12 protein-coding genes, 3 pseudogenes and 1 other annotated feature are annotated in these 22663 nt (G+C 32.4%); of the genes and pseudogenes, 1 reads left to right on the plus strand and 14 read right to left on the minus strand.

All coding sequences use genetic code 11. From position 1 onward, the window contains the following. Positions 1-162 precede the first annotated feature (162 nt). The 4 genes and pseudogenes from RCG18_RS05350 to proS all read right to left on the minus strand — a co-directional run bounded on the left by RCG18_RS05350 (position 163) and on the right by proS (position 7183). Positions 163-2299: pseudogene (locus RCG18_RS05350) on the minus strand (UvrD-helicase domain-containing protein). 16 nt (positions 2300-2315) lie between these two features. Then, positions 2316-4178 carry an ATP-dependent zinc metalloprotease FtsH gene (gene ftsH, locus RCG18_RS05355; RefSeq protein ID WP_308040372.1) on the minus strand — a complete coding sequence of 621 codons (1863 nt, stop codon included), beginning with the start codon at positions 4176-4178 and terminating at the stop codon, positions 2316-2318. A gap of 247 nt (positions 4179-4425) precedes the next feature. Beyond that, entirely contained in the window at positions 4426-5481 is a 1056-nt protein-coding gene (locus tag RCG18_RS05360) for an amidohydrolase (protein ID WP_308040373.1), read from the minus strand. Positions 5482-5746: 265 nt separating this feature from the next. Continuing rightward, complete coding sequence (proS, locus tag RCG18_RS05365) at positions 5747-7183, minus strand: proline--tRNA ligase (protein WP_308040374.1); 1437 nt, start codon at positions 7181-7183, stop codon at positions 5747-5749. A 138-nt stretch (positions 7184-7321) separates the two neighbouring features. Then, positions 7322-7543, minus strand: a binding site (T-box leader). A 277-nt stretch (positions 7544-7820) separates the two neighbouring features. On the opposite strand from proS, the gene RCG18_RS05370 reads away from it, so the two are divergent. Next, entirely contained in the window at positions 7821-8462 is a 642-nt protein-coding gene (locus RCG18_RS05370) for a DUF4397 domain-containing protein (RefSeq protein ID WP_308040375.1), read from the plus strand. A 143-nt stretch (positions 8463-8605) separates the two neighbouring features. Here the strand turns inward: RCG18_RS05370 and rlmD are convergent, their stop codons facing one another. The 10 genes and pseudogenes from rlmD to rapZ all read right to left on the minus strand — a co-directional run bounded on the left by rlmD (position 8606) and on the right by rapZ (position 22630). Beyond that, positions 8606-10015, minus strand: a complete 1410-nt coding sequence (rlmD, locus tag RCG18_RS05375; protein ID WP_374119119.1) for a 23S rRNA (uracil(1939)-C(5))-methyltransferase RlmD — start codon at positions 10013-10015, stop codon at positions 8606-8608. 115 nt (positions 10016-10130) lie between these two features. Beyond that, positions 10131-10499, minus strand: coding sequence for a DUF1540 domain-containing protein (locus tag RCG18_RS05380; RefSeq protein ID WP_308040377.1), 369 nt, complete (start codon positions 10497-10499; stop codon positions 10131-10133). 346 nt (positions 10500-10845) lie between these two features. Beyond that, positions 10846-12600, minus strand: coding sequence for a pyruvate kinase (gene pyk, locus RCG18_RS05385; protein WP_308040378.1), 1755 nt, complete (start codon positions 12598-12600; stop codon positions 10846-10848). 40 nt (positions 12601-12640) lie between these two features. Beyond that, a complete protein-coding gene (gene pfkA / locus RCG18_RS05390; protein ID WP_308040379.1) occupies positions 12641-13600 on the minus strand; it encodes a 6-phosphofructokinase in 960 nt (319 codons plus the stop codon). Between the two features lie 420 nt (positions 13601-14020). Then, positions 14021-17506: a DNA polymerase III subunit alpha gene (locus RCG18_RS05395; RefSeq protein ID WP_308040380.1), complete on the minus strand. Its 3486-nt coding sequence runs from the start codon at positions 17504-17506 to the stop codon at positions 14021-14023. Between the two features lie 235 nt (positions 17507-17741). Beyond that, complete coding sequence (locus RCG18_RS05400; RefSeq protein ID WP_308040381.1) at positions 17742-18032, minus strand: Dabb family protein; 291 nt, start codon at positions 18030-18032, stop codon at positions 17742-17744. Between the two features lie 108 nt (positions 18033-18140). After that, positions 18141-19445 (minus strand): DRTGG domain-containing protein, encoded by a 1305-nt coding sequence (locus tag RCG18_RS05405; protein ID WP_308040383.1) that lies wholly within the window; start codon positions 19443-19445, stop codon positions 18141-18143. A gap of 9 nt (positions 19446-19454) precedes the next feature. Next, positions 19455-20408, minus strand: a complete 954-nt coding sequence (gene whiA, locus RCG18_RS05410; RefSeq protein ID WP_308040384.1) for a DNA-binding protein WhiA — start codon at positions 20406-20408, stop codon at positions 19455-19457. Between the two features lie 11 nt (positions 20409-20419). After that, positions 20420-21750 (minus strand): annotated as a pseudogene (gene yvcK, locus RCG18_RS05415) (uridine diphosphate-N-acetylglucosamine-binding protein YvcK). After that, positions 21747-22630 (minus strand): annotated as a pseudogene (gene rapZ, locus RCG18_RS05420) (RNase adapter RapZ). Before rapZ ends, yvcK begins: the two co-directional pseudogenes overlap by 4 nt. Positions 22631-22663 lie beyond the last annotated feature (33 nt).

A 22663-nucleotide genomic window follows, 5' to 3' on the forward strand; every position in this document is an offset into this window, starting at 1 on the left:
CTAAATAATTTTAATCTACCTATAATCATTTTAATAAAATAATTGAATTTTAACTAGATATATATTTTAAATTTATGAAATATACTAAATTTTTTATATAATTTTATAAGTTACATAATAAAACTATATAAATAAAGGAGCCTTCAAAATCTGAAAGCTCTTTTATTTAATCGAGGAAGTTTTATAAACATATAATTGATGTAATGCCCTTGTAGCCATTACATATTTTAGCTTATCTTCTCCTTTATAAACACTTTTTTCAGTGTCAATAACTATAACAGCGTCAAACTCTAAGCCTTTTGCAAAATAGCTAGGCAATATGATTTCTCCACTTGTATAGATTATATCTTCCCTATCCAAAGCCTTTATATGAATATTTTTCTTAAGGAGCTTACCTATAGCCTCCGTTTCCACTAAGTCTCTGCAAATTACAGCAATACTTTCGTAACCCTTTTTTCTTAACTCAGAAATATCCTCAGTTATTTTATATATAAGATCATTCAAATTACTTATCTGTTTTTCTACAACCTCTTCACCATTTCTAACTATAGCAGTGATTTTATTATTTTTTATGTATTTATTAGCATAATCAATTATTTCTTTTGTAGATCTATAGCTTTTTGAAAGAGTAAAGGTGTGTACATCTAAATCAACCAATATATTTGCCAAGTCTAGCATCGCAGGCTTCCCACTTATAGGCATTATTCTCTGATTGCTGTCACCTACTTATAGTAAAAGATTTACATGCTGTGAGTTCCTGTATTATACGAAACTGTAGCGGAGAATAATCTTGTGCCTCATCTATAACAATATGCTTTATTTCATCGCTGTATTTTAATCCTTCCAGCTTTATCTTTAAATAAATAATTGCTGCTAAATCATCATAGGTTAATTCCTTGCTCTTATTAAACTCATCATATATTTCGACAATACTCGGATTATCCATCCATAGTAATTCTCTCTTAATTCTAATTACTTCTTGTATTGTTTCTCTTATTCTGTTTCTTTTTATAAACTCAAGATTGTTACGCTGATTTTTTAATTCCTCTTCTGACAGCTTGCTAATTGCCTCTTCATGGTCCTTTCTTATCTGCCTTATTATATTATCTCTTTCATCTCTTATTTTAGAATATATTATTCTTTTTATTTTTTTACTTCTTCTGAACAAAGGCATAGACTTAAAGTGATGTCCAAACATTTCATCTATTTCTTCCACATTAACTATAGTTTTCTCATAAAACTTTACACTTTCTATTTTAAAATATTTATAATCTAAATCTTCTATGACTTTATCCAGTTCCTTGATATATTCTAATGATCCCTTATATGTTATATCTTCATTAAACACTTTATCTCCACTTAGTGTTTTTTCTATATAATCTTTAAAGCTCATTACTTTTTCCAAGCTCAAAATATCCATAGCAAAATCTTTAAATGTAAGCTGTTTTACACCTACTTCTCCAAGACTAGGTAAGACTGTTGATATATAATCCATAAATATGCTATTAGGTCCTAGAATTAGAACCTTATCTTGTAGTACATTTCTATAATTATATAGAAGATACGCCACTCTATGCAATGCTACGGTAGTTTTACCGCTTCCTGCAACTCCATCTACTACAGTAACTTGATTTCGTGGTTGCCTTATTAGGTTATCTTGTTCAGCTTGTATTGTCATTATTATATCTTTTAACTTTTCTTCGGTATTTTTACTTAATACCATTTGAAGTATCTCATCTTTTACATCTACACTTGTATCAAACATTCCAAGTAGTTCTGCTTTTTTTATTATAAACTGTCTTTTAGATAAAACATTGGCACTTATTTCCCCTAAAGGTCCCCTATAAGTTATTTCTCCAAGTTTACCTGCATAAAACAACGCAGCAATAGGTGATCTCCAATCAATTACTACAGGCTCATACTCATCACTTCTAGTTAATCCAAATCTGCCTATGTACATATCCTCAGTTCCAAATTCATCTTCAAAATTAATTTTACCAAAGTAAGGAGAGTTACTAAGTATAGTAAGCTCCCTTAACTTTCTATCAATAATTCTAAATGTTTCTTCCCTGACAAATCTTTCATGATCAAAATATTCTATTAACTTATCTTCATCATCTCTATATTCTTCAATATTCTTTTTTCTTAGATTTATAATACCTTCTGTAACTTCTCTTCTTTTATTTGTATATTTAAGAATTTGATTTTTTATTTCTTCAACTACATCGTTAAGCTTTTCTTGCTCAACAGCAAATTCAAATTCTTTTTTCAATTCCTTTTCCAAATCATTATTTTTCATAGTGAAAATCTCCATTCTACTCTTGTTCTTCTACCGAAGGATTTTCCAATGATTTATCCCCTTTTACCATCTCCATAAATTCATTTCCCATAAGCGTTTCTTTTTCTAACAATCTCCTGGATATCTCTGTTAGCAAAGCTCTATTATCTTTAAGTAGTTTTATAACCTTCTCATGTGCCTCTTTTATTATTTTTAATGTTTCCTCATCTATAATAGCAGCAGTTTCAGCACTGCAGTTTAACACTGGTCTTCCATCTAAATATCTATTTTGAATAGATTCAAGACCCATCAGATCAAATCTTTCTGACATTCCATACATTGTTACCATACTTCTTGCCGTTTGTGTTGCTCTTTCTATGTCATTAGAAGCCCCTGTAGACATAGTGTTAAACTCTACTTCTTCTGCAGCTCTTCCACCTAACATTACACATATTTGATCTATCATTTCTTCCTTTGTTATTAGGTATTTTTCTTCAGCTGGGAGCTGCATAGTATATCCTAATGCCCCCATAGTTCTTGGAACTATGGTAATCTTATGAACTGGGTCTGTATTCTTTAGAAGAGCCGCTACTAACGCATGACCTACTTCATGGAAAGCTACTGACCTTTTCTCTTTATCAGATAATATTCTATCCTTCTTTTCCTTACCAGCGATTATTACTTCAACAGCTTCTTCTAAATCCTCTTGCATTACTTCTTTTCTATTACTTTTTACCGCTCTCAAAGCTGCCTCATTAATTATATTAGCTAAATCTGCACCTACCGCACCTGGAGTTCCTTTAGCTATAGCATTTAAATCAACACTCTCAGACATTTTAACACCCTTTGAGTGAACCTTTAGTATTTCTTCTCTACCCTTTAAATCTGGTCTATCTGCTATTACTCTTCTATCAAACCTACCTGGCCTTAAAAGTGCTTTATCTAATACCTCTGGCCTATTAGTTGCAGCTAGAATTACAACCCCTTTAGATGAATCAAATCCATCCATTTCTGCAAGCAGCTGATTTAAGGTTTGTTCTCTCTCATCATTTCCGGCTATATTACCTTCTCTACTTTTACCTATAGCATCTATTTCATCTATAAATATTATACAAGGCGCTTTTTCCTGTGCCTGCTCGAACAGGTCTCTAACCCTAGAAGCTCCCATTCCTACAAACATTTCTACGAATGCTGATCCCGATATAGAGAAAAATGGCACTTTAGCTTCTCCAGCTACTGCCTTTGCTAATAAGGTTTTTCCCGTTCCAGGAGGCCCTACAAGCAACGCTCCCTTAGGAAGCTTTGCTCCTATATCCGTATATTTCTTAGGATTATGAAGGAAGTCTACAATTTCAACCAAAGATTCCTTTGCCTCTTCTTGCCCAGCTACATCATTAAAGGTCAAACCTGTTTCATTTTCTGCATATATCTTCGCTGTATTTTTCCCAAAAGACATAACTCCACTGCCCATTTTTTTATCAAGTCTTCCAAAAAGAATTCTACCAAGAAACATAAATATTATTAAAGGAAGTATCCAATTTAGAAAAAAATTCTTTATTGGGCTATTCTCTAGAGGAATTCCACCATATTTCACTCCATTCTTTATATTTGCTGCAGTTAACGTTTTAATTAAATCTGGATCATCTATTCTCTCTGTATATAATATTTTGCTTTTTTCCCCTTCTGCTGTTTTTGGAGTAATAATTATCTTATCTTTCGCTATCTGTACCTCTTGGACTTTATTTTGAGAAATATATGTCATAAAGTCGCTGTATTTTATATGTTGAGTTTTTACATTAACTATATAATCATTAAGAAAAAACATAATAACAGCAACTGCTATTGCATAATAAATTCCATATTTAAGTTTATTACTATCAAACTTTTTATTACCAAACATGTCAAGCCTCCATATCAACATAATTATGAACTACATAATTATATTATAACAGTAAAATTACTTTTACTAATAGTTTTTACAAATTGTTTTAAAGTAATTTTTAAATTATCTATATTTTATTTTTCGTTTAGGTAAACTAAAGCACATTCAGCAAAAACAGCTGCTGCCTTATATATTATGTCTTCATCTATATTAAATTCTGGATTATGTAAGGGCTTAATAATCCCTTTTTTAGAGTTGTATGTACCTACCCAAAAAATGTTCCTGGAACCTTCTCCTCGAAACTTGAAAAATCCTCACCTATCATAGTTGGCTTATCAACTATAATTATATTCTTATGGCCCAATAGCTTGCTAGCAGCCTTTCCCACAACTGACGTAATCTCACTATCATTTATAACTGGTGCATGATAAGGAATAAATTCAAAATTATATTTAGCACCATTTGCTAAACTTATGCCTTTGATGATGGATTCCATAATATCAGGAATTTTATCTCTCACTTCATAAGTTAATGTTCTTATAGTTCCCTCCATCTCTGCTTTATCCGGTATTACATTATGAGCTGAGCCTGAATTAAATTTTCCTATAGTTATAACAGCAGGCTCTAATGGATCTACCTTTCTGCTTATTACAGTTTGGAGAGCCATATATATTTCGCAAGCAACAGCTATTGGATCTATACATTTATGTGGCTGTCCTCCATGCCCACCTTTCCCATATATGCTTATCTTAAAGTTATCTGACGCAGCCATTAATGGTCCAGGTTTAATTCCTATTTTACCTGCTTCAATATTTGGCCAAACATGAGCTCCTATAATTGCATCTACTTTAGGATTCTCTAACACACCGCTATGTATTGTCTTTTCTGCTCCACCTTCCTTCTCTTCTGCAGGCTGAAACAAGAACTTTACATTTCCTTTTATTTTTTCCTTAAGTTCAGACAAAATTGCAGCAGCACCAATAAGCCATGCAACATGAGCATCATGTCCACAGGCATGCATTAGATTGGGGTATTCCGATTTATATTTAACATCATTTTCTTCTGAAATCTTTAAACAATCCATATCTGCTCTTAGGAGTATAGTTTTCCCTGGATACTTGCCTCTAAGTAACCCAACGACACCTGTAACTCCAACATTTTTTTGCACCTCTATGCCGTACTGCTCCAGCATCTCTGCTATTATTTTTGCAGTCCTAGTTTCATGTAGTCCTATTTCAGGATGAGCGTGTATATCTCTCCTTATAGCTATGAGTTTATCTTTTATCGCTTCTGCCTTCTTTAAAATTATAGTTTCATACACCAAGATCACCTCTTTTATATTAAAATCTTTATTAAAGTATACTATATTAGCTAATTAAAAATAAAGCTAAACTTAACCAATGTAGTAACTATTGTCAAAGATCTAAATAACCTAAGGTTAACCTTTAATAAATAAAGAATGAGGTTAGTATATCCTCATTCTTTATTTATTAAAAAGCTACTTTTCATAATTATAACACTTTACTTTAAATCTTAAACCTAAGTTTATAATGTACTTGCTACCTAAAATATAACAACCTTTATTTTTAGTATGCTCTTCCCCAGTAAACTAAATGTTTAGCTTTTTTACCACAGCATACACATGTATCTGAAACAACTTCTTGTTCGAATGGCATACAACGAGATGTAGCACCAGTTACCTCCCTTATCTTATCTTCACAAGCTCTATCTCCACACCACATTGCTTTAATAAATCCTGGTTTATTTTCAATAATATCCTCAAATTCTTCCATAGTTTTTGCTACATAAGTTTTTTCATCTCTAGTTCTTGTAACTTCTTCTAGCATTGAATTGTGGATAATATCTAACATCTCTTGAACCTTTGTTTCAATTTCATCCAATGAAACTATTATTTTCTCTCTATTATCTCTTCTTACTAGTATAGCTTGATTTTTTTCTATATCCTTTGGACCAATTTCTATTCTTAGTGGAATACCCTTCATTTCATATTCACTATACTTCCAGCCTGGCATCTTATCACTATCATCAAGCTTAACCCTTACAACCTTAGCTAATCTTTCCTTTAATTCTTTTGCCTTTTCAAGTACTCCTTCTTTATGCTGAGCAACAGGAATAATTACAGCTTGAGTTGGTGCAATTCTTGGTGGTAATTTTAAACCACTATCATCACCATGAACCATTATTATTGCTCCAATTAATCTTGTAGTTACTGCCCATGTAGTATAGTGTGGGTACTCTAGCTTCCCATTTCTATCTGAGAACTGAATTGCAAATGCCTTTGAGAAATTTTGACCAAGATAGTGTGAAGTACCTGCTTGTAGTGCCTTTCCATCATGCATTAAGCTTTCAATTGTGTATGTGTCGTCTGCACCAGCAAACTTCTCTTTTTCTGTCTTTTTACCCATAACTACTGGCATTGCTAACATGTCTTCACATAATCTAGAATACATGTTTAATATTTTAAGTGTATGACCTTCTGCTTCTTCCTTTGTCTCGTGAATTGTGTGTCCTTCTTGCCATAAGAATTCAGTTGTTCTTAAAAAAGGTCTAGTTGTCTTTTCCCATCTTACAACTGAACACCATTGATTGTATAGCTTTGGTAAATCCTTATAGGATTGAACAATCTTAGCATAATGTTCGCAGAATAGTGTTTCTGATGTTGGACGAACACATAATCTTTCAGCTAACTCATCGTCTCCACCATGAGTTACCCATGCAACTTCAGGTGCAAATCCTTCAACATGATCTTTTTCTTTTTGTAATAGGTTTTCTGGTATAAACATTGGCATAGAAACATTTTCGTGTCCATACTCTTTAAGTTTTGCATCTACATATTTCTGTATATTCTCCCAAATTGCATAACCATTAGGACGAATAATCATACATCCTTTAATGCTTGAGTAATCAGCAAGCTCTGCTTTTTTAACAATGTCTGTATACCATTGTGCAAAATCAACATCCATAGGTGTTATTTGTTCTACTAATTTTTTTCCATTATCCATTTGAATACTCCTCCAATAATTTTATGAGTTTAATTAGAATTTAATACTTAAAATAACTATCAACTGATATTATTACCAACATTGCGCAATTTAGTAATAAAAGGTAATTAAATGCAATATAAAAAGCCCCTAATCCCAAATAGGGACCGAGGCTATATCGGCGGTACCACCCTTATTAATATACTTGTAAAAATATATTCACTCTTAATTTCTTAACGGAAATTAGCCGCTGTATCCTACTACTATTTCAGTACAGAACTCCGAGGTAGGTTCAAAATGGCTTTTTGGAAATCTCTCACCTTACATTCCCTCTCTTTAAAAAAAGCTTAAATTTCTACTAATCCTCTTCCTTATTTTTGTAATATTGAAATTTTTTAAATTTATTTTATATGATAAGACATAACTATAAAATTGTCAATAGATTATCAAATTAAAATTTTAATATTCACACACAATTTTTTACACATTTTTAACTATGTAATTATCTATAGTTGCTCATTAAGTAATCTCCTTAATTTTTAGTTTCTCTATCATAATATTTTAAATAAAATAAAATGTTACATATTCTTTACAAAATGAACATTTTAATATTTATTTCATATTATAATATAGATCAGAAATATAAAGGAGAAAGTCAATGTTTTATTGTCCATATGCTGATATAACAGATTATTACTACAGATCTAATCAAATAAATTCTTATATTAGAATATTCAATGCCTCTCCCAATTCCCCAGATTTAGACATTTATTCCAATGGAAATCTTATAGTAAAGGATCTTGCTTACAAGGAATTTTCACAATATCTGCCTATTCCTCCTGGTAACTATAACATTAAAGTTTATCCTTCAGGACAAATTACAAACCCTGTTATAGATAGTAATATAAATATTCCTGCAAATACTGTATTTAATGTAGCCATAATAGGAACTTTTCCTAACATTAGTTTATATACCATACAGGAACCAACCACTGCGCAAAATTTTGGAAGAGCTTGTGTAAGATTTATTAATCTTTCTCCAAATTCACCAGCTGTTGATATAAAATTATCCGATGGTACAAGAGTATTCAGAAATGTTAGTTATAAAGGTATTACAGATTACGCTTGTATTCCTCCAGGAACATATACCTTCATAATCAATGTTGCTGGTACTGACGATATAGTATTAACTGTTCCTAATGTTAATCTAGAACCTAATACTTACTATACTATCTATGCAGTTGGTCTAGCTGGAAAATCTCCGGCTTTAGAAGCTATAGTGGCACCAGAACCAAGGTAATATAGTAAAGCGAAGGAATTATTTAATGTTACCTTCGCTTTACTCGATTTCATTAAGTGTTCCTTAAAATGAACATCCGCCTCAGATAAACTTCGGCAGATGGGCTTTCTCACTAAATTCAATCTACACTACGTTTGATTTCATTAAGTGTTCAATGCCTCTATCTTCACAACACACTCAACGTGAGCGGTTTGTGGAAACATATCTACTGGTTGAACTTCTACAGTTTTATAACCCAACTCATCCATTATTCCCAAATCTCTAGCTAGTGTTCCTGGGGCACAAGATACATATACTATTCTCTTTGGTTGCATTTTAGCTATTGCATCTAAAAGCACCTTTTCGCACCCTTTTCTTGGAGGGTCTACAACCACAACATCGGCTTTTATGCCTTTTTCTATTAGTTCAGGAATAACTTTTTCAGATTGTCCTACAATAAACTCTACATTACTAACATTATTTTGTTTGGCATTTTCTATAGCATTTTCTATAGCTTCAGGAACTATTTCAACTCCATAGACTTTCTTCGCATTCTGTGATAAAAATAAGGAAATTGTTCCAGTTCCACAATAAGCATCGAATACAGTTTCATTACCTGTTAAATTTGCATATTCTAAAGCTTTGTTATAAAGCACTTCAGTTTGTATTGGATTTACTTGAAAAAAGGAAAGAGGAGATATGTTAAATCTAAAGTCTCCAATATAATCACTTATAGTATCATTTCCCCATAAGGTTTTACAATGCTGCCCTAGAATAACATTTGTTTTTTTATCATTTACATTCTGTATAATGCTCTTTATATCCGTTATATTTTCTGTAATTAGTTTTACAAGAGCATCTGCATGTGGAATATCTTTAGTTTTAGTTACTACTACAACCATAGTTTCCTTTGTTCTAAAAGCTTTTCTTATCATTATGTGTCTTATAATTCCGCTATGCATTTCCTCATTATAAGTTTCTATATTGTATTTTTGAATCCAGGTTTTAACTAATTTAACTACTTCATCAGCAGTTTCGTCTTGAATGTTACAAGCATCCATATGAATTATCTCATGGCTTCTAGGCGCATAGAATCCTATTACTATATCGTTCCCTTTTTTTCCAACAGGCAGCTGTACCTTATTTCTATACCTATAAGGATTATTCATATCTATTGTACTATGTATAATTACATCACTATCTTCTTTTTCTTTATCATATTCTACAACATGCAACTTACCTATTCTCTCTATACAGTCTTTTACCCTATTTCTCTTAAATCTTAACTGTGCATCATAAGAATAATGCTGAAGTTGACATCCTCCGCATCTTTGGTAAGTACTACAGACAGGTTCCACTCTCTCTTTTGATGACTCAACAACTTCTAACAGCTTCCCAAATGCAAAATTTTTATTTACTTTTACTATTTTTATTCTAACTCTTTCATTTAACAAAGCACCATTTACAAACACTGTAAAGTCATTAATCTTGCCTACGCCTTCACCTTCATACCCCATACCAGTTATATCTAATATGTATTCTTTATTTTTTTCTATAGGAATAGATTTACCCATATTTTCACCTACCATATTAAAATCTTACCTCAATATTCTACATTTTCCCGCTCTATTTGTCTATTAAAAGAATTTTTATTGATAATATTTATAAAAAAATAAGCGGAAAATCCGCTTATTGACTATGCTCTTTAAAAGTTTCGCATTGAGTATGCTCACTTGAATGCGCCTCTTCTCCATGTATCTGGACAAAGTCTGCACTACATAATCTATTAACATTGTATATACAATTTTCTGCTTCACAAGCAATGTCAGGACTCATTTCTACTGATTCTCCGCTAAATAGTTGTGCAAATTCTCCAGATAAATTTCTATTAGTAAAGTGAGATGTTGAATATATATCGCTTTTTCCCAAAAAAGTATCACAGTCTGTTTCTGAACTTGAATGTGCCGAACTGCCATTTACATGAATACTTGCTGCTACACAAAACTTGTTTACATTATTTGCACAACGTTCTGCACTACATCTTAGCTTACCACTCATAACAATTCCTCCTGTCTATCACTATATAAATATAGTTTCTTTTCTTTAAGAAATTTTATACTTTATAAACAGGATTCTTTGTTTCAAGCTATGAAGCGTTAAATATTAGATAAAAAAAATTGCACCTTTTAAAAGGTGCTAAGTAAGTTAATATAGAATCAGTTGTCTCTTGTTTTCTCATCACGTTAGTTTAACCACATATTTTTTTATTATACATTATTTTTACATAAATCTTCAATGGGAAAATAAAAAATATGATATTTTTTTGATTTTTATAAGCGTAATTCAAATAGTGACAGTTATAATAAACAGGTTGTTGGCTTTATGGGCTCAACAACCTGTTATATTACATTATATTCGCTCTTCCATTATAAACAATTCCTCTTGTAACATCCATTGTTACGAATGCTCCTGTTTTTAATATTTCAGTAGCTCCACCAGCCCCACAGATAAGAGGAACTTCACTTGTAATACATTCTATAGCCAAATGAGATGTTAATCCACCCTCTTCTGCTATAACTCCACTAACTCTATCTAATACTGACAGATATTCTCTATCTAAGCTTCTTACAACCAAAATATCGCCTTTTTCTAGAGTTTCATCTGCTTCTTTAGCGCTCTTAACTATTCTAGCAGTACCATATCCTGGCTTGTTACCTGCACCTCTACCTTGAACTAATATGTCTCCAACTATATGAACTTTAAGCATATTAGTAGTTCCTGAATAACTTACAGGTATTCCTGCTGCTATTACTACTAAATCACCTTTCTTAACATATCCAGTTTGCAATGAAATCTCAACAGATTTTTCTATTAGCGCGTCTGTTGAGCTAACCTTTTCTGCAAGTATCGGAAACACACCCCAGTTTAATGCTAGCTTTCTAGCAACTTTATCGCTTGGAGTTACTGCAATTATCGGACACGCTGGTCTGTATTTAGATACAACTTTAGCAGTATGTCCGCTTTGAGTAGCTGTAATAATTGCTGAAGCATTTAATCCTGATGCTGTTGCACAGGTAGCTAGGCTTATAGCATTAGCTACATTATAAATATGAGCCTCTCTCTTTTTAGTCAGCAATTCTTCATAATTTATTCTTGATTCAGCTTCCATAGCTATTCTTGCCATTGTTTCAGCAGCCTCTACAGGCCACTTTCCATTTGCTGATTCTCCACTTAACATTACAGCATCAGTTCCGTCTAAAATAGCATTAGCTACATCAGAAGCTTCTGCTCTTGTTGGTCTTGGGTTTCTTTCCATCGAATCTAACATTTGTGTAGCTGTTACAACAAATTTGCCTGCTTTATTACACTTTTCAATTATCATCTTTTGGATTAATGGAACTCTCTCTATTGGAATCTCTGATCCCATATCTCCTCTTGCAACCATTATTCCATCTGAAAACTTGATTATCTCATCAATGTTGTCAACACCTTCTTGATTTTCTATCTTAGAGATTATTTGTATATCATGTCCTCCAAATTGTTCTAAAAGCTTTCTTACAGCTAAAACGTCTGAGGCCTTTCTTATAAATGATGCTGCTATATAATCTACTCCTACTTCACAACCAAATCTTAAATCATCAACATCTTTTTCCGTAAAGGAAGGTAAGTTTGTTTTTACATTAGGTACATTAGCATTCTTTTTAGTGCTTATCATTCCGCTGTTTTTTACTATACAGTTAATATTTGTTCCTTCTACTTCTTGTACCTCAAGTCCAATTAAACCATCTGCCATTAGTATCATGTTGCCTGGTACAACATCTTTATATAGTTCGCGATAACTTAAATTACATTTTGTAGCGTCTCCTTCTACATCTTCTCCACAAACTATAGTAAATTTTGTTCCTTCAATTAATTCTACTTTTTCTGGAAAGTATCCTGTTCTTATTTCAGGACCCTTAGTATCAAGAATTATACCTACTGGTTTATTGTACTTTTCTCTTAGCTTTTTTACTAAGTTTATTCTTTCTCCATGTTCTGCATGGTCGCCATGAGAAAAATTGTGTCTTGAGCAACTCATTCCTGCTTCAATTAACTTTGATAATATCTCCTCACTATCACTAGCAGGCCCGATTGTAAAAATCATCTTAGTCTTTTGCATAGTTTACTCTCCTTAACTTAAATTAAAAATTTATTTTTTATTAGTATGATAATGCATTTGCTATTTCATAGAGTTTTTCATCAAATTGTCTCTCAACCGCTAGAGCGTCGTCAATATCCATATCAAATATCTTTCCATCTTTTATTCCAACTACTTTTGATGATTTACCTTCTTGTAGTAACTCAACAGCTCTGTATCCCATCCTTGACGCTAAAACTCTATCCATACAAGTTGGACTTCCACCTCTTTGAATATGTCCAAGTATTGTAGCTCTTGTTTGTATACCTGTAATACCTTCCACTTTTTTTGCTAAATCATCAGCTCCGCCTATACCTTCAGCTAAAATTATTAGATTATGCATTTTCCCTCTTAATTTGCCCTCAAGTATAGTCCTGCATAATTCATCTTGATTGTACCCTTTTTCAGGAACAATTATGCTTTCTGCACCTCCTGCAAGACCTGCATAGAGAGCTATATCTCCACAGTTTCTTCCCATAACTTCCACAATGCTTACTCTTTCATGTGATGTTGATGTATCTCTTAACTTATTTATAGCATCTAAAACAGTGTTTATCGCAGTATCAAAGCCTATTGTATAGTCTGTATATGGTAAATCATTGTCTATTGTACCTGGCAATCCTATAGTTGCTATTCCAAGCTTTGATAAAAGCTGAGCTCCTCTAAAAGATCCATCTCCACCAATGACTACAAGTCCATCGATTCCAAAGGTTTTTAATATATTTGCTCCTCTTTTTCTTCCTTCTTCTGTTTTAAACTCTGCACAACGTGCAGTTCTTAATATAGTTCCGCCTCTTTGTATAATGTCTGCAACACTATGTCTGTCCATAGGAAAAATTTCACCATTTATTAGTCCACTATATCCTCTTTGAACTCCCATTACCTTAAAGCCTTTGTCTAATCCAGTTCTTACTACTGCTCTTATGGCAGCATTCATACCAGGGGCGTCCCCTCCACTTGTTAACACAGCAATTGTCTTCATACTTATACCTCCTATGACCACTGGGACATTTTATGTCCCACGAAGATTATACAAAATTCATCATTTTTCATCTTATTAATAATAATTTATATTATAGCATAAAATTGCTATATTTTCATCACGCTATAGTATTAATTTTAATAAAACTCATTCAAATATTCAATCATTTTTGTAAACTTAATTATTTTATTTTTCATATTAGAGAGGAATGTTCCTCTCTAATATTTTGCTTATTATAAATTAAAAATATACTTAGGCATCTGAAATAAAATAACAAGTCCAAAGATGCGAAGGATATTTTGTGTCAGACAAGGAGAAAGGTTCCGCAGATATCTGGCTCTATCTAAGGGCTCTTACGACGCAGTATGACACAAAATAGACTGGCAGATGAACTAGTTATTTTTTGAAGATGCCTTAATACTACATTATCTTAACATTTTCTTCTCCGAATCTAGATTTTAAAACTGACATTAGTTCTAAATCATTATCCACCCATAATTCTCTATCTACTCTAAATTTTTTTCTTTCCTTTCTTGTACATAGATAAACTGGAGTTACACCTTTAAAACCGGAAAGCATAGATTTTAAATCATTTAAAGTATTTTTTAAAAATCTTTCTTCTTCTATTAGTATATATAGCTTTTCAGTATTTATTTTGATTAATGGTTCTATAACCTCACATAGCACCTTAGGTTGCTCATCCTCCCGAATATTAACTCTTCCTCTTATTATTACCATGCTATCTTCGCTAACCAAGTCTCTAAATCTTTGTAGCACTTTAGGAAATATCACAACTTCTATTGAGCCATATAAATCTTCTAATTTTGCAAAAGCCATAATATCATTATTTTTTGTTACTTTTTTTGTTATTTCGGCAACTATTCCTCCTAATATTACCATATCACCATCTTTTACCTTTGACTCCTGAATTAAGCCTTCTTCTAGCATTTCATTAGATAATATATCTGAAATTTTTATACTAGTTTGTAATTTTAATGTTTGTTCATATTCTTCTAATGGATGTCCTGACAGATATAATCCTGTCATCTCTTTTTCCATTGCTAAAATATACTTTTTTTCAAATTCCTTAATAGCTGGATACTGTATTTTAACATTAATGTCTTGTACATTTTCAAAATCTATAAAAAGACTTATTTGTCCATCTATATTTCTTTTTCTTGAATTACTTATGCCATCCAATATCTTTTCATAAACAGCAAGCATCCTTGATCTATAGGTTTTAAAACAATCAAATGCGCCTGCCTTTATTAGACTCTCTACTACTCTTTTATTAATACAGCTAATATCAATTTTATTACAAAAATCCGATAGATCTTCAAATCTACCTTTTTCTTCTCTTGACTTTACTATACTATCTATAACATTTTCTCCCACATTTTTAATTGCAGAAAGTCCAAATCTTATTCGATTAGAATCAACGGTAAACTTTGCATAACTTTCATTAATGTCAGGTGGCAGTACTTCAATTCCTCTATCATTTGCAAACCTTATATAATAAGCAACCTTTTCACTATCACCTTTTACACTATTTAACATAGCAGCGGTGAATTCAGTAGGATAGTAGTGCATCAAATAAGCTGTTTGATAAGTTACTACTGCATAGGCTGCTGCATGGCTTTTATTAAAAGCATATGATGCAAAATCCATCATCTGATCGAATATTTTATTTGCTACTTCTTCACTTATACCATTTCTTATACACCCTGGCACTTCTATATTACCATTTTCATCTACTATACCATATACAAAATTACGTCTTTCTTCCTCCATAACATGATGCTTCTTCTTAGACATGGCACGTCTTACTAAATCACTTCTTCCCATAGAATAACCTGCCAAATCTCTTACTATCTGCATTACTTGCTCTTGGTATACCATTACCCCGTAAGTAACATTTAGTATATGCTCCAGCTCCGGGGCTAAGTATTCAACCTTCTCTGGGTTATTTTTATTTCTTATATACTTAGGTATCTCTGCCATTGGCCCCGGTCTGTAAAGGCTGTTCCCCGCGATTATATCTTCTAATGAATCTGGTTTAAGATCTTTCATGAATGAAGTCATTCCTGGTGACTCCAGCTGAAACACACCTACGGTTTTACCTTCACCTAGCATCTTATAAACATTTTTATCATCATAATCTATGGTGTCTAAATCTATTGTTATTTCTTTGTTCTCTTTTATAATATTTATTGCATCTCTAAGAACTGTAAGGGTTCTTAATCCAAGAAAATCCATCTTTAAAAGTCCCAACTCTTCCAAAGTTCCCATAGTAAATTGCGTAACTATATTCCCCTCATTTTTTTGAAGCGGAACGTATTTTACTAATGGCTGTGATGCAATAACAACTCCAGCAGCATGAGTTGATGTGTGTCTTGGTAATCCTTCTAATGCTCTTGCAACATCAATTAACTCTTTAGTCCTTAATTCATTGTCATAAGCAGCCTTTAGTTCAGGACTTAATTCTAATGCCTTGTCTATCGTTATATTTAAAACCGTAGGAATCATTTTCGCTATTCTATCAACTTCGGCATAGGGGTAATCCATAGCTCTTCCTACGTCTCTTATACAAGCTCTTGCTGCCATTGTTCCAAAGGTTATAATTTGCGAAACACTATCTATACCATACTTGTTTACTACATAATCTATTACTTCTCCACGTCTTTCATAACAGAAATCCGAATCTACATCGGGCATAGATATACGATCAGGATTTAAAAATCTCTCAAAAATCAAACTATATTTAATTGGATCTATTTTAGTTATTCCTAATGTATATGCTATTAGAGATCCTGCAGCACTTCCTCTTCCTGGTCCAGTCATTATACCATTTTCTCTTGCAAATCTCATAAAATCCCAAACTATAAGGAAGTAATCTACATAACCCATCTGTTTTATTACTCCAAGCTCATACTCCAATCTTTCGTTTAGCTCTTCTGTAATATTTTGATAACTTTCTCTTAACCCTTTATAGCATAGCTCTCTCATATAACCATAAGGATCCACACCTTCAGGTAGAGGGAATTTAGGTAACTTAGAGTTATGAAAATCATAGTCAAAATTACACTGCTCTGCAATTTTCACCGTATTTTCTAACGCTTCAGGAACATAAGAAAATAATTCATACATCTCTTCTGGAGATTTTAGATAAAATTCATCTGATGGATATCTCATTCTATCTTGTTCATCTACAGTTTTCCCAGTTTGTATACAGAGGAGTACATCATGAGATTTATAATCTTCTTTTCTTATATAATGTGCATCATTTGTAGCTACTAAAGGAATTTCTAGCTCTTTTGACATACTAATCAATTGCTCATTAACCTTCAGTTGTTCTTCCATTCCATGATACTGAAGCTCTAAGTAAAATCCATCTTTAAATATTTCTTTATAAAAAATAGCAGTTTCTTTCGCCTTATTTAGATTTTCTTTTAAAATATAAGATTGAATTTCTCCTCCTAAACAAGCACTTAATGCTATCAAACCTTCACTATGCTCCTTTAGAAATTCATGATCAACTCTAGGCTTATAATAAAATCCCTCAATAGATGCTGTTGATACTATTTCCATCAAATTCTTGTAACCAGTTTCGTTTTTTATCAACAACACAAGATGGTGATTTTCATTTTCTTTATCATTTTGTTTTATGTGCATGGATTTTGGTGCAACATATATTTCACAACCTATTATAGGCTTAATTCCTTGGGCTTTTGCTTCTTGGTAAAATTCTACACAGCCATACATAACCCCGTGATCAGTTATAGCTATACTTTTCATTCCTAGTTCCTTCGCCCTTGATATGAGCCGAGAAATCTTTGCTGAACTGTCCAAAAGTGAGTACTCTGTATGCTGATGTAGACTCACCCATTGTGGATTACCTATACTCATAGTTTCACCTTCTTTCCTAAAAAACATTTGAATATGCCTCAGCTAAAATATTGACAAATTATACTTAAATTATATCACTATAATCGACACATTTTAATACTATATGTTTTCCAAAAGCAAATTTTCCTCATAGAATTAAGTCATATTCAAACTTTCAGATGTCTAAAATCAATAAAAAAGAGCAACAAAAATAACCGCTGCCCTTATAATAGTATTAAATTTTTACAACAACAGTTTACCCTTCAAAGTCGACTGCTGCTGTTGATTCTAACATTGGTCTTAAATTTGCTAAAACTTCATCTACGTGAACTGGGTGAACTTGATATTCATCCATTCCCTCAAGAGAATCAAAAGTCGCAATTAAAGCTAAATCATAAGACCTAGCGGAGCGTACAACATCTACCCCGACTTTTATGCTTTTTAGAGTAGGTACTTTTCCTTCTACACGCATTATGATTTCTTTTGCCTTCTCTATATTTTCTTTGCTTTTGTCTTTCAATTTAAAAAATACCACGTGTGTAAACATTAATATCACTCCCATTATAATTATTATATGAAACTCCTTCTCCTATTGTCGAATGAGTAAGCGACCATATCAAAATCACAGATTTTGTATGCCTGCTTATGAAACTTCTCATCGTCTTAATATTTTAGCTGATAAAAAGGTCTTTGCCACTAAGTCTCTTTTGTTATCAAACATATCAATTTCAACTTTGCAAAAATTTCTCCCTGAATCTATTATGTCTGTATATATTTCTATCATACTATCCATTTGAACTGGTTTTATAAAATAAGTATTTATGCTATCTACTAGTATATTTATATTATTTTTTTGTCTCAATGTCATAATTCCCATAGTTGATAAAAGCATGTTTAGAGAGCCCCATGATGCAGTTCCTATGGGGTCCAACATTTCAGGAGTTATTTTACCATAAAAATGTCCCTTGTCCCCACTAGGTTTAAATTCAAAATTCTTTAACACTAAATCTTCTAGTGTTTCAGCTGCTTGAGGTTGCCTAGCCATATATTGAAGGGCTTTAATAACGTCTTTTCTTGTTATAACTCCAACTAATTTTTTATTTTTCACAACAGGAAAGAGTTCTATACCTTCCCATCCCATTATATGCGCTGCATATGCCACAGTTGTTTTTGGCGTTAAAGTTATTGGCTCTTTATGCATTACTTTTCCTATAAGTTCATCATCAGAATCCTTGCTTGATAAATCCCTTAAAGTAACAATTCCTACAACCTTATTGTCATCATCTACAACAGGATATCTTTGATGCCTAGTTTCCATAATTACTTTTTTCCATTTTGCTACCGTATCGTTTACATTCAAAAAGTAAGTATTAGTTTCCATGATGTCTTCAATTAGAACTATATCTTTCTTTATAAGGTTTTCTGATATGGCCTTATTTATCATACTGGCAACTGTAAAAGTATCGTAAGTTGTAGATATTATTGGTAGACACTTTTCATTAGCTAGTTTCTTTATTTCTTCACTACATCCAAATCCACCAGTTATAAGGACTCCTGATTGGTTTTCAAGAGCAAGTCTATGTGCTTTTTCTCTATTTCCAACAATAAGAAGACAGTCAGGTGTTATATATTTTGCCATAGCATCAATAGTCATAGCCCCTATAGCAAATCTGTGCAGGGTTTTATATATTCCATCCTTACCTCCAAGTAAGGCTCCATCCACAATGTTAATTACTTCTCCATAGGTTAAAGCTTCAATGTTTTTTTTCTCAACTTTTTCTACTCTTACTGTTCCAACTCTAGGAATAGTAGTAACTATTCCTAATGTGTCTGAATCCTTTATAGCTCTATACGCTGTTCCATCACTAACACCTAAAGCACTTGCTATACTTCTAACTGAAATCTTTGTGCCGACTTCAAGTGAAAGTATATACTTGATTATATCTTCATGCTTTGACATAATCTAAACCTACCTTCCTTCTTTCCTTAGTTCCTCCGCTATTTTTTCTATTCTTCTTAATCTGTGGTTAACTCCTGATTTTCCAACTACTGGATTAAGCATTTCACCTAACTCTTTCAAGGATTCGTCTGGATAGCTTAATCTAAGCTCTGCAATTTCTCTCAAGTTTTTAGGAAGTCTAGCAAGCCCTATTTCCTTTTGTATAAGCTTTATGCTTTCAACCTGTCTTACCGCTGCATTCACAGTTTTACTTAAATTTGCAGTTTCGCAGTTAACTAGCCTATTTACGTTATTTCTCATCTCCTTCATTATTCTTACATTTTCTAACTCTAAAAGAGATGCGTGAGCTCCTATTATATTAAGTAAATCTACTATTTGTTCTCCTTCCTTAAGATAAACTATAAAACTACTTTTTCTTTGTATTACCTTTGAGTTCAAACCATATTCATTTATAAGATTGCTTAGGTCCTCTGCATACTCATTATCATGAGTTACAAATTCTAAGTGATAGGTTTTTTCTGGATTACTGATGCTTCCTCCACCTAAAAAAGCTCCTCTAATATATGCTCTTTTACATTCTTCTGTTTCTATAATATTTCTAGGAATGCTATAGTCTAATGAAAATATATTTTCATTTTCTTTTAGTAAACCAACATCTTTAAGTAATTTGCGCACACCCATTTCTTCATCAATTAATATTATATACACATTGTTTTTTTTAAGAGAATTACTTCTTTTTACCATTATCTTTGTATGAATATTAAAATGCTCCTTCAGCATTTTAAATATTAGCCTAGCAATTGCAGGATTTTCAGTAGTAACTTTAAAGCTAAACTGTTTATTACCACCAAGCAGCAGTGTACCACTGACCTTCATTATGGCTGATAGCTCTGCCACTGCCTCCTCTTTGCCTATACCCGTATATCTACAAACTTCATTTTTAACCTTCAACGAAAAAGACATGCTCTCTCTCCCTATTTATTTTTATTTTCCTTTAATCGCTCTGACAAGTAGAAATACTCAATAATTTTCTTTCTATCAAACAACAATTTTTTATCCATAATAGTTTCAATTAATATGGAAGCTAACTTTTCAGAATTATGTCTTATTAGACCATTCCTAACTGTTATAAAATCACCTTCAATGATACTTACATTTAATTTTTTTAGTTCATTTTCATCTACTGAAACTAGATGAGATGCTTCTTCCTTATATTTTCCTTCTAGCTCATCATCAATTTTACCAACATTTATTACAACATAATCTATAACATTATTTCCAACATGTTTAAAGATTGATCTTATATGATCCTCAACTCCAAAGCCGTCTGTTTCCCCTCTTTGCGTCATTATATTTGATACATATAACTTTACAGCTTGAGTTTTATTTACAGCATCAGCAATATCTTTAACTAAAAGATTAGGAATAACACTTGTATAAAGACTTCCCGGGCCCAATATTATAGCATCTGCCTCTAATATAGCCTCTACAGCTTCCTTAAGGGCCCTTGCATTTTTGGGCTCGATAAATACTTTCTCAATTGAACTGTTCTGTTTAATAGCTTCTAGTGGAATATTTGATTCCCCTTCTACTATTGTTCCATTCTTGAGCTTAGCTTTTAATATAATATTATCTAACGTAACAGGCATTACCTTACCTGTTACCGCCAGAACAGAACTCATCTTATGAACTGCCTCTTCAAAATTGCTTGAGATTCCATCCATTGCTGCCAAAAATAGGTTCCCAAAGCTTTGATTTTTTAATCTACCATCTTTAAATCTATACTGAAGTAGTTCCTCCATAAGTGGTTCCGTATCAGCTAATGATAGAATACAATTTCTTATATCCCCTGGTGGAAGCATCCCTAAGTCTTCTCTTAAATCTCCTGATCCACCACCATCATCTGCCACCGTAACTATTGCAGTTATATTTGAAGTATAGTATTTCAAACCTCTCAGCATTGTAGATAAACCTGTTCCCCCGCCTATAGCCACAATTTTAGGCCCTTTTACTAACAATCTTTTTTCATATATTAAATTTTCAAGTTTCCTAGAATCCAAAGAAACATTCAGATATCCTTTATTTATTAAAGCAATAATTGAACGCATTCCTTGAGTTATAGACACGTATAAAATAAAAACTCCTGAAGTAATCAAAAAACATAAAATGATATATAGTACATGCTATAGAATCTTCTGTTTACAAATTCTAGTACACCAAATATTATAAACAAGATCCCCATGGCTCCAAGCATAACCCATCTTTTAACCTTTATGCCGGGCCTAAACCAGTCTACTATCTTCATAGTTTTTTACCACCTTTATTAGTGTCTTCCTCTATATCTCTATGATCAATATTCACCTTGTATCCATTATCCTTTAACTTATTAAATATTGAATTCGCAATAGTTACAGACCTGTGTCTGCCTCCTGTACAACCTATTGATACTATGAGCTGTCTTTTCCCTTCTTTTAAGTAACTAGGAATTAAAAAGCTCAACATATCCTCTAATTTACCAATAAATTTTTTAGTTTCTTCAAATCCCATAACATAGCTTCTAACGGGCTCATCATTTCCTGAGTATTTTTTCAACTCTGGAATATAATAGGGATTAGGTAAAAATCTTACATCAAATACTAAATCAGAGTCTACAGGTATCCCATATTTAAATCCAAATGAGAGCACTGTTATCATCAATTCTGTTTCCATCTGTCCTTCTTCTGCATAAATCTTCGTTATTTCTTCTCTTAACTCTCTTGTTGCAAGTTTTGATGTATCAATGATATTGTCAGCTCTATCCTTAACCTCTCTTAGTTTGTTTCTTTCTAATAATATGCCATTTAGTATTCTTCCATCTGGAGCTAAAGGGTGCTTTCTCCTGCTTTCTTTAAACCTTTTTATTAATACCTCATCAGAAGCATCTAAAAACAAAATTTCATACTTATATCCTTCACTTGTTAAGTACTTAAGACTCTCAAATAGATCATCAAAAAGTTTCCGCCTCTTATATCTATTACTAAAGCTATTTTATCAATTTTACCATCGGTTTGGTAGCAAGCCTCTGCAAATTTAGGTATTAATGTAGGCGGAAGGTTATCTACACAAAAATATCCTAAATCCTCTAGATTTCTTATAGCTTGAGTTTTTCCTGCTCCCGATAGACCTGTTACTATAACAAATCTCATAGTCAACCCTCCTGTTAGCGATTTACCTTTATT

This window comes from Clostridium sp. OS1-26, assembly GCF_030915445.1.
In the GTDB taxonomy this organism is placed as follows: domain Bacteria; phylum Bacillota; class Clostridia; order Clostridiales; family Clostridiaceae; genus Clostridium_AM.

Bases quoted from the DNA above. Each gene is read 5' to 3' on its own strand.
- RCG18_RS05405 (WP_308040383.1), bottom strand. From the start codon at position 19,445: ATGTCAAAGCATGAAGATATAATCAAGTATATACTTTCACTTGAAGTC.
- ftsH (WP_308040372.1), bottom strand. From the start codon at position 4,178: ATGTTTGGTAATAAAAAGTTTGATAGTAATAAACTTAAATATGGAATT.
- proS (WP_308040374.1), bottom strand. From the start codon at position 7,183: ATGGATAATGGAAAAAAATTAGTAGAACAAATAACACCTATGGATGTT.
- rlmD (WP_374119119.1), bottom strand. From the start codon at position 10,015: ATGGGTAAATCTATTCCTATAGAAAAAAATAAAGAATACATATTAGAT.
- RCG18_RS05400 (WP_308040381.1), bottom strand. From the start codon at position 18,032: ATGTTTACACACGTGGTATTTTTTAAATTGAAAGACAAAAGCAAAGAA.
- pfkA (WP_308040379.1), bottom strand. From the start codon at position 13,600: ATGAAGACAATTGCTGTGTTAACAAGTGGAGGGGACGCCCCTGGTATG.
- RCG18_RS05370 (WP_308040375.1), top strand. From the start codon at position 7,821: ATGTTTTATTGTCCATATGCTGATATAACAGATTATTACTACAGATCT.
- whiA (WP_308040384.1), bottom strand. From the start codon at position 20,408: ATGTCTTTTTCGTTGAAGGTTAAAAATGAAGTTTGTAGATATACGGGT.
- RCG18_RS05395 (WP_308040380.1), bottom strand. From the start codon at position 17,506: ATGAGTATAGGTAATCCACAATGGGTGAGTCTACATCAGCATACAGAG.
- RCG18_RS05380 (WP_308040377.1), bottom strand. From the start codon at position 10,499: ATGAGTGGTAAGCTAAGATGTAGTGCAGAACGTTGTGCAAATAATGTA.
- pyk (WP_308040378.1), bottom strand. From the start codon at position 12,600: ATGCAAAAGACTAAGATGATTTTTACAATCGGGCCTGCTAGTGATAGT.